This is a genomic window from Vulcanisaeta distributa JCM 11217 (assembly GCF_001316005.1).
GTDB classification, from domain to species: Archaea; Thermoproteota; Thermoprotei; order Thermoproteales; family Thermocladiaceae; genus Vulcanisaeta; species Vulcanisaeta distributa_B.
Map to the genome: position 1 here is coordinate 121,544 of NZ_BBBJ01000002.1, position 13,931 is coordinate 135,474.

The window sequence follows — 13,931 nt, forward strand, 5'->3', positions numbered from 1 at the left end:
CACTACATCACTAACTTAACTAATAACCTAATTAATAACGCATTACCAACAATCCCGTGGTTAAGAAAAGAGTTAAGGGAATTATCCAGGAGGCACTCGATTATCAATTAAATTGGCCGATTAAGCTAAGGGAGTTATCAATAAGGCTTCAGGATAAATCGTATAAGACGGCCCAAGAGGCAATTAAGCTATATGTCAATGGATTATTGAGCAAGGACGCAGTCATAGAGATAGTAAGGTTAAGCGGTGTCTCATTGAGTAAGTACGTAAATCCTAGGAGGTACCTGGTTTATGATGGCAATGATGAGGTGGTTGAGAATATGGATGACGTAGTTATTAATGAGTTTGATGAGGTTGGTGATGATGTTAAGGAGGTTGAGGAGGAGTACGTTGGTCAAAGAATCATTAAGAGGTTGATGGGTAATGATTGACGAGTTAATACGTAGGTATGGGAGGTACATGGGAGGAATAGATTATGAGAAGGTGCTAAATGACATAATTAGTGAGGAGGATAGGCTTAGGGAAATAGAGAAGAGACTAATAGGCATCGAGACCGGGCAGCAGATGAATTACGAGAAATTGAGGGAACTTGAGAGGAGACAATTAATCCTAAAATACGTAGAACTAAAGAATCAGGAAAGGAGCATGCTCGAATTAATTAAGGAACTGAAGCTAAGGGGATACACAAAAACCGAGGTAACAAAGGCAATAAGGAAACTAAGAAGGATAAGAAGGCAAATACGCATAATAAAGCAGGAATTAAAACCAATCAATGAGGAATTCACAAACGCAACAAAAGGCTTAAAAAACCGACGTATTTAATGATTAACGAGCCCCCCCGGTCGTATAGCCCGGTCAAGTATGCGGGCCTCTCGAGCCCGTGACCCGGGTTCAAATCCCGGCCGGGGCACCAATTTTCAATTTATAATCCCTTATGTAATCCTTGATTAACTAATTATCATCTTAAGCGAGGTGGCACTGCGTACATAGACGTAGAAATAATATAATTCAATTAAGTTCTTATCATATGAGCGTTCCATGAAAAGTTTAAAATTCATCGCCTGCTCGTTATCTCGTGGTTTCAATTGGTGTTGTTGGTTTGGGTCCTATGGGTCGTGCGATTGCTTATTACTTGGTTAGGCATACTGGTCATGTTGTTAATGGTTATGACATCAGTGATGAGGCTATCAATGAGGCTAGGCGGCTTGGCGTTAACAATGCCGTTAAGGCTGATATCAGTAATTATGAGGATTTAAGACGCATCGCCAATAATAATGACGTAATCATCAGCGCAGTTCCACAGTCAATAGCTGACCAAGTAGTCCTTGGACTTCATGAGTTTGGTAAACCCATTATTGACCTAATATTCATGTGGAAGTATAATGAGGATTTAGCACGTAAGTTGAGTAGTGGATCCATTATTATCCCAGCCTGTGGCTGGGCTCCTGGTCTAACTAACTTGCTAGCCATGGCAGCGGCCAGTGAGTTAGAGAGGGTGGAGGAGGTTGGTATTCACGTTGGTGGTAATCCTGTTGATCCAAAGCCACCGCTTTATTACGAGCTCCTCTTCTCCCTTGAGAGTACGGTTGATGAGTACGTTAGGCCTGCAACAATCATTAGATGGTAAGGTAGTCAATGTTGAGCCACTTACGGAGATCTTTGACTTCAGCACTTGGCTTGTTGAGGGCGAATTCGCGGAGTTCTACACTGATGGTCTAAGCACGCTATTAATTACATTACCCAAGTACTTCAGGACCTTAAGAAACGCCTACGAGAGGACTATTAGGTGGAGGAAACACTTGGATGCAGTGAGGGCTCTCAGGGAATTAGGACTTTTGAGTGATTTTGAGACAGCTAAGTACATCTTCTCTAAGTTATTGAGGCCAGGGACTAATGACTTCTCAATAATGGTTGTTGAGGCGAGGGGTGAATTAAATGGTGATAAGGCAATCGTTAGGTTCGAGGGTGTTGATTATGCCCAGGGAGGCTTCACATCAATGGCTAGGCTCACGGGCTTCACAGCAGCCATTGTGGCGGACCTAGTGGCCAAGGGCGAGATAAAGGGCGAGGGGTTAACACCAATTGAGGAGGCGTACATGAGGAATAAATCCATACTAAACCAAGTAATAAACGCATTAAGGAAAGAGAACATAAAAATATACAAAACAAAAACAATGATAGAATAATAAATAAATTATATATTGGACAATGATAAAACTTAAATTTTTTATTTATTTAAAAATGAATCTTTAATATGACCTCGAATGCTCAATCTCAGGTTCGACTTAGGAGAGCTTTAACCGTGACTGATTATTTCATGTTGGCATTTACGGGTATGGTTGGTAGTGGTTGGTTGTTTGCGGCATTAGGTGCTGCTGGTGCAATGGGGGGGCCAGCATCACTCCTCTCTTGGATAATAGCTGGCGTGTTCTTTATATTCATGGTATTTCCCTTCGCGGAGCTTGGCGGTCTCTTCCCATTTAGTGGTTCTTTAGCTAGGTATAACCATTATAGTCATGGCACGATCAGTAATTACTTATTGGCTTGGGCATATACGTTGGGTGCTGTTACCACCGTTAGTGTTGAGGCGGTGGCTATCGTCGAATATGCCAGTTACTATGTACCGCAGTTTTGGAATTCGTCCATTGGGGTATTAACACCACTTGGTTTAGTCGTAGCGGCATTGTTAGTTTTGGTCTTTCTTGCGATTCAATTAATTGGTGTCAATGTCTATGGTTGGTTCAATAGGTTCATAACCGCCTGGAAAATATTGATACCCGGCTTAACAATAATATTGCTAATCGCATTATACTTTCACCCGGATTATGTAATTGGTAAGTTACCAGGTGGTTTTGTACCGTATGGTTACTCGGCGGTCTTTGCTGGTATGATTACTACAGGCATTGTTTGGGCATATGAAGGGTTTAGGCAAGGTCTTGAATATGCCGGTGAAGGCAAGAATCCGCAGAGGGATGTACCGTTAGGTACCATACTTGCATTGATATCTGCAATAATACTTTATATATTACTTGAGATTGCATTTATAGGTGCGATTAATTGGAAAGCAGCTGGTGTAGAGCCGGTAATTGGCAAGCGCTCGCATCAAGCAGTTGGCAAGCTCATCCATTCGCCAGTGAGGCTATGGCAACTGGAATACCGATATTAATGGGTCTCGCCATATTGCTTTTAATTGATGCTGTCGTTTCTCCCGCAGGCACATTAGCCGTTTATGTCGGAACCAGCGGTAGGAACATATACGGTATGTCCAGGGTTGGTTACATACCTGAGTTCTTCTCAAGAATACATAGGAGGTTTCAAACACCCTGGATAGCCTTATAATCGCCGCAGTAATAGGCATAGCGTTTATGGCGCCATTCCCAACGTGGTATGCGATAATGTCTTATTCGTCAGTGATGACCATTTATGGATACTTACAGGTCGGTGTAACTAATCATGCACTTAGGAAATTAGCTCCTGATATAAAGAGGCCATTTAACCCACCTGCTTGGTACATCTTCTACCCACTTAGCTTCATTGTTGCGTCATTGCTTATTTATTGGTCTGGCTGGTCCTACGTCAATGCAATAATAGCAGGCGTCATACTTGGGTTCCCACTATTAATTCTTGGTCCGTATAGGTCAGAGATTAAATTAACACGTGCGGCATCGGTAATATTTGCAGTGGTTTACTGGGTGATTTCATCATTATTAATCGCTGGTTGGTACCTGAACTGGTTTACTGGTCTGGGCGTGATTGGTTCATTCGCTGTTTATTGGACGCTAATCTCCCTAGTTCAAATACTGAGTTTGCTCTATCTATGGTTTAGGTCGAGGCATCCTGATGTTAAGGCAGCCTTCTGGGTACCAATATATAATGTGTTGCTGGGTATAATATCATACGTAGGCTCGTTAGGTCCATTATCAACGCCGTTAATACCATATCCATGGGACTACGTAACATTCGCAATACTAAGCCTAGTGGTCTACTTCATAGCCGTAAACCTAGCCTATGAAACAAAGGATCTAAAGCAGGTAAAGGAGAAGGGATTACCAATAGAATAAATAGGAATAAATATATGCGATAAAGATTAAACCGTGCTCTTTTATTTTTCTATTGATCAAATGATAATGATCATTTTTCTGTTTAATCAATAAATTTAGCACAAAATATAAACTCTAAATTTATTCTTAAGCATATTATTTAATTTTATAACCTTAATTTATTATTAAAATAAATTATTGTCTTTGTCAGTTATTGGACATTTTATGTACTAAGGAATACTCATGGTAAGTTTAAATCCAGCGCTTTTTCTCTTTTTCCTTATTTTCTATTTCTAATATTCGTTATCTATATATTAGTATGTAGGAAAAATAATAATGTTTATCATTAATTTTTACTATTCTATAAGGAGGAAATGCTTTAAAAGATCATTATGAAAAGTAATTTCATGGCGAACCCACCTGAGGCAGGGCCTGAGGTTGGAGAAAGTAAAGCTGTTCAAAGCGATAAGCAGTTAAGGAGGGCCCTGAGTCAATGGGATATTGCGTTCCTGGTAATTGGTGCAATGATTGGCAGTGGTTGGTTATTTGGGTCACTTGGTGCGGCATCTACGGCAGGCCCTGCTGCCATTCTTTCCTGGTTAATTGCCGGCTTTCTTATGATTTTCATAGCCCTGGCCTATGCAGAGATTGGTGGCATGCTTCCTAAAAGTGGTGGTATTGTTAGGTATCCGCAGTATACCCATGGTGGCTTTGCCTCATTCATAATGGGTTGGGCTTACTTCCTAAGTGCTGTCACGGTCGCGCCGTCCGAGGCCATAGCTGCCGTGACCTATATGTCGAGTTATCTACCGCAGTTAATGTCTAATGGCTTATTAACGCCACTGGGCACCTTGGTGGCTGCTGTATTAGTGGTGTTCTTCTTCTTCCTTAATTGGTATGGCGTTCATGTTATGGGTAAGACGAATACTGGCGTTGGTTGGTGGAAACTAATAATACCATCACTAACCTTCATCTTGCTGATGGCGCTCGCAATGCATACCGTAAACTTCTCAGGCTTGCTGGCGGTTTCATACCGTATGGTTGGTCTGCGGTTTTCCTAGCAATACCAACCACAGGCATCGCCTATGCCTACCTCGGCTTTAGGCAGGGCATTGATTATAGTGGTGAGGCTAAGAAGGCGACTGACGTGGTTTGGGGTACGATACTTGGCTATGCTATCGTGATGTTCATTTACGTAATGCTCCAGGTGGCGTTCGTGGGCGCAGTCAATTGGAGCGCTGCCAAGGTTAGTCCAGGTAATTGGCAGGCGTTATCCTCCTCGGTGTTAAGTAGTGGCCCATTCTATGAAATAATGGCTACCAGCGGCATAGCAATACTGGCTGGGTTTGCAATAATCCTATTAATAGATGCCATAGTCTCACCATCAGGCACAGGCTGGATATACATAGGCACAACCGCAAGGACAATATATGGCATGGCAGCGACGGTCACTTACCATCAGCATTCCTAAAGCTAAATAGGTATAAGATCCCACTATGGCCAACAATTGCCGCATTAATACTTGGACTATTGTTCTTACTGCCATTCCCAACCTGGTTTGCAATATCATCATTCATAACTACGACGACTGTGTTCACATACATAATTAGCGGTCCATCGTTAATGACACTTAGAAGGACAGCGCCAAACGCTAATAGGCCAATTAAGTTACCCGCTGCTTCCGTGATCGGCGCAATAGCTACAATAGCCGCATTCCTAATTGTTTACTGGTCAACCTTTTACTACCTATGGTTCGCAATAGCCTTGATACTCGCCGGCTTACCATTATTCTACATGTACACGATGGTTAATAGATACGGTGCGAGCAGGGTTGCCGGCATAGTCTCTGGTGTGGTATATTGGATTGTGCTTATTGTGGCCACGTATTACCTAATATACCTACCATTCGCTGCACCAACTGGTTGGCCTGCCTCATCCCCCCCGGTCACAATGCTTAAGTTGCAGCCTACGCACATAATTGATTTTGTAACTTACGTAGTTGTGATGGCAACAGCGACTGTTGGGTTTACGCTGTACGTCGCCTCCACGGCTAAGGATCGTGAAACAGCCATGAAGCATGTGAGGGCTGGTTGGTGGGTTGTGGCTACGATATTCGCGGCATTCGTATTATCATTCCTGGGCTCCTTCAGCGTCTTCCAGACGCCTATAATACCATTCCCATGGGATACCATAATAGCCGCACTTGTAGCCCTTGGGCTATACCTCTACGGTTCCTACAGCGGTATATTAACCGAGGACCTAGTCGTTGCGTTAAGGGAGCTTGGCGGTGTCTAGCGTTTTAATTAATTAAATATCTCTTTTAATTAGTCAAATTTTTGACTTAAAAACAAATAAACCCGGCACTTTTCTGTCATATTCGTGCTCGGTAAATACCCCCCCGCATTCCCACCCACAGATAGTGAGTTTGAGGATCCACCAAAGCTGGATAAGTACGATGTCGTTGTTATAGGTGGTGGAGGAGGTGGTTATCACGGAGCCTTCGAGTTAAGTAAGGGCGGTCTTAAGGTTTTGATGGTTGATGATAAGGGAAACCTCGGTGGTAATTGCCTATACGAGGGTTGTATACCGTCTAAGGCTGTTTACATGACGATCTACCTAATGGAGAAGATAAGGGGTATACTAAACAGCGTTGGTAATAAGGACATAAATGCAGTTAGGGTTCTTTGGGAGAACGCGATTGATCATAAGGATAATATACAATACATTAGATACCTACAGCACATTAGGGAGATTAAGGAGCACGAGAATGTGGATTTCGTTAAAGGTATTGCCGAGATCATTGATGAGCATAGGGTTAGGGTTAGGGCTGTAGATGGTTCCTGGACTAAGGATGTTGAAGCAAAACAACTGCTAATAGCGACTGGGTCAGTGCCAATTAGAATACCCGTACCAGGCGCTGACCTCGCCATTGGTAGTCAGGAATTATTTGGTTATAAGACGAGTTATAGGAAGATACCGAACGATGTTGTGATTATAGGCGGTGGTTACATAGGTGTTGAGGTCGCCTCAGTACTTGGTTCCATGGGTATCAAGGCAACAATAGTCGAGATGTTACCTAGGATACTGGCTGGTTGGGATAACGAGATTGTTTCCAAGATTGAGGAGAAGCTAAGGTCTAAGGGTGTTGAGGTTCTCACGAACTCGAAGTCGTTGGTATTAGGAGCGAGGGTGGCAGAAGATCGTTGAGTTTGAGAGACCAGATGGCAGTAAGGGTTATGTGGCCGGTTCTGAGGTTATAATGGCAGTCGGTAGGAAGCCCTATGTGGAGGGGGCTTGATAGGTTAGGCATTATTGAGAAGGGGCATGTCGAGGTCGAGTCATCGATGAGGACTAAGGCGCCAAACATCTATGCGGCCGGTGATGTAATTGGCAAGTACATGCTCTATCACGCAGCTGTTAAGGAGTCCGTGGTTGCGGCATGGAATATACTACACGGCATGCCCATTTACGAGATTAACTTCAACTCAATACCAATGACTATATTCACGGAACCAGAGGCGGCCATGGTTGGCTTAAATGAGGATGCTGCTAAGGCTAGGGGCATTAATTACGTAACCGTGTCATACCCACTCGAAGATGATGCCTACGCCCAAATAATGGGTGTTAGGGAGGGCTGGGTTAAGTTAATTATTGAGAGGGAGAGCCAGAGGGTTATTGGTGGTGTCGTTTATGGCGAGGCTGCTTCGCTAATTATTAATGAGATAGCATTAGCGGTAGCCGTAAACGCCAGAGTTAAGGACATAGCGCTACTTGCGCATCAGCATCCGACGATATTCGAGTCCATTGACAGGGCTGCCATTAGGTTCTCACTGTGATTATATATTCATAACTATTTATAATTATTTAAAAGAATAATTACATATTCACTTAATTTAGAAACCAACTAAGGAAAAATAAATCCATTGGTGTGGTGGGAAGCGTATGAGTAGGAAGGTATGGAAGTGTTATAGGTGTGGTGAGGAGATTGTTGAGGGTATGAAGTTTACGTTCACTAGGCAAGGCCCAATTCATTGGGAGTGCTTTAGGGCTGAGGTTAGGGACAGGTTCGGTGGGAGTGTCCCTGAGGATGTAAATGTTATGCTTGAGCTGCTGGATTATCTGGCGGATGGTATTGTTAAGATTAAGGAGCTTGAGACCAGGGCTTCCTCTGACGAGTTAAGACAAACGCTCGTGGCTAGGAGGAAGATTATTGAGGGTGAGATGGCTAAGCTTATGAGTGAGTTAAATAGGATACTTTATGGCAGTGCTTAATCATATCTTAATTTATGAGGAACGTTTAAATTCTAGTATTTAACGTATTAAATCGTGAGTGAGAGTTACTTTGATAGGATTAGGAATGTGTATGTAAAGTTGAATAACATGTTCTTTAAGTACGAGAATGAGGTCCTCGGTGCGTTAATGGCTACCTATCCAGGGAAAACTACTTATTGGTTGGTCCACCAGGTACCGCAAAGACAACATTGGTATACGCACTGTCTAAGTTATTAAATGCCAAGTGGTTTTATAGGCAGTTAACGAAGTTCACAGACCTTGAGGAGATCCTAGGCCCAATAAACATTGCCAAGCTACTTGATGGTAAGGTGGAGAGGATATACGCAAACTCGATTGTTGAAAGCGAATTCGCACTGCTTGATGAGATATTCAATGCCTCAAGTGCGATACTGAATACTCTATTGTCCATATTGAATGAGAGGGTTGTCTATGATGGTGAGAAGGTGGTCCCAGTGAAGACCTGGACGGTCTTTGGTGCAAGTAATAGAATACCTGATGAGGAGGAACTGCAGGCACTATATGATAGATTCCCACTGAGGGTGTTCACCGAGTGGGTTAGTCCTGACGATACCGAGCCATTAATAGTAAAGGGTTGGGAATTGAGGATGGACCTGGAGAGGATGGAGCCCCCCCTGGCCACGATGGATGATGTGCAGGCCGTTAATAAGATAATTACGCAATACGTATATGATCACATAAAGGACATTTCGAAAATAATAAGTCCAATAATAGCCAATTACGTGGAGCACATACCAATTAGTAACAGGACTAGGGTTAAGGTGCCCATGTACGTGGCCACGTACCTAATGCTACACGGTATAGACATAGGCCGAGTTGAACTGACACCAGCATTGTTAAGGGTGGGTACGATAAAGGTATTGAGGTATCTAGTTAATAATAAGGATCAACTTAATGAGTATAATTCCTTCGCAACAGTTCACATGCCTGAGGATCTATTAAGGCTTAGCGAGCTACTTAGTGAGGCTAAGGCTCTGATAAATAATGAGGTTTATGATGAGGCTAGGCAGAGGATAAGGGACGCCAAGGAATTATTAAATCAAATAAAGAGTAAGTGGGATGATGTAATGGCTAAACTATACGCCGATGAAATTGCGGAGCTTGAGGAGTTATTAAAGAGACTTGAGGATGCATTAACAGAGAATAAACGATAATGCTGATTCACCTAGCTAATTTCAGTATATCGCGTACTATGGAAACCACGGCATTCATAAGTTTAGGTGGCGCGTCATACAATCGCATATCAGTCAGTACATCACCCATAAGCTCATTTAACCCCCCCTCCACAAATACACCGGAAGTTCCTAACTCCCTCAATTCCTGATACAGCACCTTCAGGTATATGTACGAGACCACGAAAAACCTAATCCTAAAGTCATCATTCTCACCTGGCGGACAGTTAAACTCCCTGATAGGCTCCTCCCTACAAAATTCACTAATATCAATGCCAAGATCTCTTAAGTAATTAATCAATAGCTGTGGGTTTCTGACCATGGCCCAAAAGGCTTCACGGACATTAACCATGAAAAATCACCCAAGGGGGGGTTTCTCTCTCATTAACCTCGCGGCGTCAATCACCGTGAATACACGGCCCCCTCCAATTAATTGATTTAGTGGACATTGTCTTAATAATTGCAAGCCAGGAGAAGTAGACGTTCAGTATTGACGTTAGAGCAAGGAGTATTAAGTACATCCTCGTTATATTAACACCATAGAATTCATCAAGTGCCCTAATACTGCTTACCCTTACGTAATCCTTTACCACGCCAAGAATAAAGGGTAAAAGTCCAAGGGCGAGAAACCACGTATTAACGAGTGAGAGGGACACGGCAATGGGCAGCGTGATAACATACAATGTGTAAGACGCAGCATATAGTAAGAACCCTCTAAACCCATAAACCCTGACATACCACAATTGCCTAACAGACCAGGTAAAGGCCTCCCTAATGTCTATATCCTCAAGCGTCAAAACCAGGGATTCGGGGACAAAGTCTATGGTCAAGCCCTCCCTATGCATAAAGTGCGTGATTACGTAGTCATCACTAAGGTAGTAAGGCAGGTAATCACGGATCCTCCATTTATCCAATATCCATTTCCAAATAGCCGTAGAGCCACCCCCAGGTAAACCTAGCCACTGGATTCTGCATTGCCGTGATACCAATCATGTTAAAACTAGCCCTTAATAATGAGCCAAGGCCAAGTCTCCTAAGTGGTACGTAGAATCTATAAGTTGTGGCTGCGCCCGAGCCATTAACTAATGAAGATACTAAGTTCCTAAGCCAATGCCTATGAACAAGGGCATCACTATCTACGAAAACAACTACATCACTACCTGCGCGACTTAAGGCAAAGGCCAACGCCTCACCCTTACTACGCCCACCCCCCCTGTTAATTAATATCGAGGCATCAACATTAAACTCCTTAATCAAATCCTTAATGATACCATACGCAGGGTCATCATCACTATCTAATACAAAGATATAGCTCCTACGGCCTGGATAATCCTGATCCAAAACACTAATGACGTTGCTCCTAAGATTCTGATCCAAACCTCTCATGGGCATTATCACGGTAACCCAGGGATAATTACCATTGTTGGTCAGCCTATTGACCTTCTTCCTACTCCTCCAGTACCTAATTTCGAAGTAAAGGGATAGTAGTGAGGATAATGCCGAGGCAGTGATAATTAATGTGCCAATTATCATTAATATTAGTAATAATGGTATTATCATTAATGAGGGATTACGATAACGATTTTTAAGCTATTACTGCTTAGTCAATACCTTCAGAACGGCGGCAAAGTCCTCCTCGGAAAGGCCCATTTTCTCGGCCATCCTATAGAACTGGAGGGCCAATGACGCCATTGGTATTGGAACACCACGCATCGAGGCCTCCCTATTAACTATGTCCAGGTCCTTACGCATGTGCTTAAGGGCGAACTGAACTGAGTAATCCCCCCCACTGAGCATCTTAGGAACCTTCAACTCGGAAGTTGGTGATCTCGCACTCGATAACTTAGTCAATACATCTAAAATGATTGAATCACTCAAACCAAAGGCCTTACCTAATTGTACAACCTCGGCTAAGGCAACGACGTAGGAACCAAGCAAGGCATTGTTTATGAGCTTAGCGTAGAGTCCGAAGCCGTTCGGCCCAACGTGAATTATGGTCTTAGCGGTATACTGCAGGACATCCTTAGCCCTATTAAATGCCTCCTCAGAACCACCAACAAGCACAACTATCTCCTTTCTCTCAACAGCCACGGAAGTCCCAATCACTGGCGCATCAACCATCTCACCACCCCCCCTTGACTTAATGGTGTTTGCAAGCTCTATTGAAACGCTTGGTGATATTGTGGACATATCAATCACTAAAGAGCCAGGTCTTAAACCGCTCAATACGCCATCGTTACCTGCAATAACGTTTTTAACAGCTTCATCATCACTAAGCATTGTGATTATCACGTCAGATGCCTTGGCAAGCTCGCTCGGTGTCTTAAAGGCCTCAACACCAAACTCCCTACTAAACCTTAGGGCCTTATCAAACGTCCTATTATAGACCCCCCCAATTAATAAGCCCGCCTCTCTTAGGTTCTTAGCGATTCTCCAACCCATTACGCCGAGACCTATGAGACCAACTCTAACGTTGGTCATACCACACCCAGCGTTACTCCCCCCCGGTTTAAATAACAATCTCGGGCTGTAATTACCCGTGCATGGAGTAAGTGATTTATAGTTTCTAAGTCATAAGCATGACCTGATGCAGTATAAATGGATTGTCCTTTCTAATACCACCATTGGTACATTACTCGCATTCATGAATAACACGATAGTCATAATCTCACTACCAGCCATATTCAATGGAATTAGGATAAACCCACTAAGCCCAAGCGCCTTCCAGTACCTACTATGGGTCTTAATGGGTTACAGCCTCGTCACAGCATCACTCCTAGTCACACTAGGCAGGCTAAGTGATATGTATGGTAGAGTGAGGCTCTATAACCTTGGCTTCCTAATATTCACAATATGCTCGGTACTACTATACCTTACACCAAACACCGGCTACTTAGGTGCGCTGGAGATCATAATCTTTAGGTTGGTCCAGGCCGTGGGCGGTGCGTTACTAATGGTTAATAGCGCTGCCTTATTAACGGATGCGTTCCCACCCAATGAAAGGGGCTTCGCATTAGGCACTAATCAGGTGGCTGGCTTGGCGGGTAGCTGGCTGGGTTAATAATCGGTGGTGTGTTAGCGACTTATGACTGGAGGTACGTATTCCTCGTATCGGTGCCTTTCGGGATCTTCGGTACCGTGTGGAGTTACCTAAGGCTTAAGGAGATCAGGAAACCAGTTAGGGAGGAGATTGATTGGCTAGGCAACCTAACATTCGTCATCGGATTAACATTAATCCTACTTGCGCTGACCTACGGACTTGCACCCTACGGCTCATCACCACTGGGTTGGGACAGCCCATTGGTAATAGCTTCCTTCGCGCTGGGTTTCGCATTCCTAGCCTTATTCCCATTCATTGAGGTAAGGGTTAAGGCGCCGATGTTTAGGCTCGAGCTATTCAGGATTAGGATGTTTACAGCAGCCACATTAGCTACGACACTTAGATTCCTAGCTTATGGTAGCTTAATGATAATGCTAACCCTTTGGCTGCAAGCCATTTGGCTACCGCTTCATGGCATTCCCTACGCAGATACACCGCTTTGGGCTGGAATATACCTAATACCACTAATGCTGGGCTTCCTACTAACTGGCCCGGTGAGTGGTTGGCTCTCGGATAGGTATGGGCCCAGGTTATTGGCGACCCTCGGCATGGTCATAATGGGCATTGGATTCCTAATCCTAGCCTCAATGCCCTACAACTTCCAGTACTGGGTATTTGCCTTGGTCATCTTCATGATCGGTGTTGGCAATGGCATGTTCTCATCACCAAACACAGCCTCAATAATGAACAGCGTACCGCCACAACACAGGGGGGGCGCCGCGAATGGCATGAGGACTACACTTCAAAACACGGCGCAGGCGATAAGCTTTGCCCTGGCCTTCACAATAGTCATACTGGCCTTCACGAACTACCTACCACAGGCACTGGCTAATGCACTGTCTAGTGCGGGGGGCCACGGCATTAATACCGTACATAACCAGAATACCACCGACAGTCGCCCTATTCGCTGCGTTCCTGGGCTACGACCCAATAAGGACCATGCTCTCGATGATACCGCAAAACATAATAAATGACACACCACAGCAGGCAATAAACACAATAACTAGCTAACCTGGTTCCCAAACGCCATAGCCCCGGCATTTATGGACTCACTACACATCCTCTTCTACATAAGCTCAGCCTTAGCCTTCACAGCAGCAATAGCATCAGCATTGAGAGGGCAGGTATACATATACGAGGAGGAAATACAACATGCAAATAAGTAGAATCCACGCCTTTACATAAGGCAACGGACAAAAAACTTAAATTCTTCATGAAGCCAATCACCCGGGCCCGTAGTCTAGCCTGGTTAGGATGTCCGCCTTACGAGCGGGAGGTCCCGGGTTCAAGTCCCGGCGGGCCCACCAT

General features: G+C 44.0%; 17 protein-coding genes, 2 tRNA genes and 2 pseudogenes. 17 read left to right on the plus strand and 4 right to left on the minus strand.

Annotated elements, in window-relative coordinates; genetic code table 11:
- Positions 1 to 56: 56 nt before the first annotated feature.
- From JCM11217_RS02660 to JCM11217_RS02700, 15 genes and pseudogenes are all read left to right on the plus strand, one after another.
- The gene (locus JCM11217_RS02660; RefSeq protein ID WP_054841968.1) at positions 57 to 431 is read left to right on the plus strand and encodes a hypothetical protein; all 375 of its coding nucleotides are present in this window, start codon (positions 57 to 59) and stop codon (positions 429 to 431) included.
- Entirely contained in the window at positions 424 to 822 is a 399-nt protein-coding gene (locus tag JCM11217_RS02665; RefSeq protein ID WP_054841969.1) for a hypothetical protein, read from the plus strand. Before JCM11217_RS02660 ends, JCM11217_RS02665 begins: the two co-directional genes overlap by 8 nt.
- A gap of 13 nt (positions 823 to 835) precedes the next feature.
- Positions 836 to 913 (plus strand) — tRNA-Glu (locus tag JCM11217_RS02670).
- Positions 914 to 1,075: 162 nt separating this feature from the next.
- Positions 1,076 to 1,627, plus strand: coding sequence for an NAD(P)-binding domain-containing protein (locus JCM11217_RS13075; RefSeq protein WP_243678120.1), 552 nt, complete (start codon positions 1,076 to 1,078; stop codon positions 1,625 to 1,627).
- Positions 1,590 to 2,186: a saccharopine dehydrogenase C-terminal domain-containing protein gene (locus tag JCM11217_RS13080; RefSeq protein ID WP_243678121.1), complete on the plus strand. Its 597-nt coding sequence runs from the start codon at positions 1,590 to 1,592 to the stop codon at positions 2,184 to 2,186. The genes JCM11217_RS13075 and JCM11217_RS13080 overlap by 38 nt, the downstream gene beginning before the upstream one ends.
- A gap of 116 nt (positions 2,187 to 2,302) precedes the next feature.
- Positions 2,303 to 3,166: an APC family permease gene (locus tag JCM11217_RS13085; protein WP_243678122.1), complete on the plus strand. Its 864-nt coding sequence runs from the start codon at positions 2,303 to 2,305 to the stop codon at positions 3,164 to 3,166.
- Positions 3,142 to 3,339: a hypothetical protein gene (locus JCM11217_RS13090; RefSeq protein WP_243678123.1), complete on the plus strand. Its 198-nt coding sequence runs from the start codon at positions 3,142 to 3,144 to the stop codon at positions 3,337 to 3,339. The genes JCM11217_RS13085 and JCM11217_RS13090 overlap by 25 nt, the downstream gene beginning before the upstream one ends.
- 26 nt (positions 3,340 to 3,365) lie before the next feature.
- The gene (locus JCM11217_RS13095) at positions 3,366 to 4,061 is read left to right on the plus strand and encodes a hypothetical protein (RefSeq protein ID WP_243678124.1); all 696 of its coding nucleotides are present in this window, start codon (positions 3,366 to 3,368) and stop codon (positions 4,059 to 4,061) included.
- A 386-nt stretch (positions 4,062 to 4,447) separates the two neighbouring features.
- Positions 4,448 to 5,101, plus strand: a complete 654-nt coding sequence (locus JCM11217_RS13100; RefSeq protein WP_243678125.1) for an APC family permease — start codon at positions 4,448 to 4,450, stop codon at positions 5,099 to 5,101.
- Between the two features lie 469 nt (positions 5,102 to 5,570).
- Positions 5,571 to 6,335: a hypothetical protein gene (locus tag JCM11217_RS13105; RefSeq protein WP_243678126.1), complete on the plus strand. Its 765-nt coding sequence runs from the start codon at positions 5,571 to 5,573 to the stop codon at positions 6,333 to 6,335.
- Between the two features lie 84 nt (positions 6,336 to 6,419).
- Positions 6,420 to 7,405: pseudogene (locus tag JCM11217_RS02690) on the plus strand (FAD-dependent oxidoreductase); the annotation flags it as partial.
- A gap of 159 nt (positions 7,406 to 7,564) precedes the next feature.
- The gene (locus JCM11217_RS13110; RefSeq protein WP_243678226.1) at positions 7,565 to 7,876 is read left to right on the plus strand and encodes a hypothetical protein; all 312 of its coding nucleotides are present in this window, start codon (positions 7,565 to 7,567) and stop codon (positions 7,874 to 7,876) included.
- Between the two features lie 106 nt (positions 7,877 to 7,982).
- Positions 7,983 to 8,312, plus strand: a complete 330-nt coding sequence (locus JCM11217_RS02695; RefSeq protein ID WP_054841970.1) for a DUF2175 domain-containing protein — start codon at positions 7,983 to 7,985, stop codon at positions 8,310 to 8,312.
- A gap of 54 nt (positions 8,313 to 8,366) precedes the next feature.
- Positions 8,367 to 8,549, plus strand: coding sequence for a hypothetical protein (locus tag JCM11217_RS13115; RefSeq protein ID WP_243678127.1), 183 nt, complete (start codon positions 8,367 to 8,369; stop codon positions 8,547 to 8,549).
- The gene (locus JCM11217_RS02700) at positions 8,489 to 9,505 is read left to right on the plus strand and encodes an AAA family ATPase (RefSeq protein ID WP_243678128.1); all 1,017 of its coding nucleotides are present in this window, start codon (positions 8,489 to 8,491) and stop codon (positions 9,503 to 9,505) included. The genes JCM11217_RS13115 and JCM11217_RS02700 overlap by 61 nt, the downstream gene beginning before the upstream one ends.
- A 7-nt stretch (positions 9,506 to 9,512) precedes the next feature.
- On the opposite strand, the gene JCM11217_RS02705 is transcribed toward JCM11217_RS02700, so the two are convergent.
- From JCM11217_RS02705 to JCM11217_RS02715, 4 genes are read right to left on the minus strand one after another with little or no spacing between them, the layout of a single operon-like run.
- Complete coding sequence (locus JCM11217_RS02705; protein WP_054841971.1) at positions 9,513 to 9,875, minus strand: hypothetical protein; 363 nt, start codon at positions 9,873 to 9,875, stop codon at positions 9,513 to 9,515.
- 46 nt (positions 9,876 to 9,921) lie between these two features.
- Positions 9,922 to 10,437 carry a hypothetical protein gene (locus tag JCM11217_RS13120; RefSeq protein ID WP_243678129.1) on the minus strand — a complete coding sequence of 172 codons (516 nt, stop codon included), beginning with the start codon at positions 10,435 to 10,437 and terminating at the stop codon, positions 9,922 to 9,924.
- Positions 10,430 to 11,083 carry a glycosyltransferase gene (locus JCM11217_RS13125; RefSeq protein WP_243678130.1) on the minus strand — a complete coding sequence of 218 codons (654 nt, stop codon included), beginning with the start codon at positions 11,081 to 11,083 and terminating at the stop codon, positions 10,430 to 10,432. Before JCM11217_RS13125 ends, JCM11217_RS13120 begins: the two co-directional genes overlap by 8 nt.
- A gap of 33 nt (positions 11,084 to 11,116) precedes the next feature.
- Positions 11,117 to 12,004, minus strand: a complete 888-nt coding sequence (locus JCM11217_RS02715) for an NAD(P)-dependent oxidoreductase (RefSeq protein ID WP_054841972.1) — start codon at positions 12,002 to 12,004, stop codon at positions 11,117 to 11,119.
- A gap of 163 nt (positions 12,005 to 12,167) precedes the next feature.
- On the opposite strand from JCM11217_RS02715, the pseudogene JCM11217_RS02720 reads away from it, so the two are divergent.
- Positions 12,168 to 13,597: pseudogene (locus JCM11217_RS02720) on the plus strand (MFS transporter).
- 255 nt (positions 13,598 to 13,852) lie between these two features.
- A tRNA-Val gene (locus JCM11217_RS02725) sits at positions 13,853 to 13,930 on the plus strand.
- Position 13,931 lies beyond the last annotated feature (1 nt).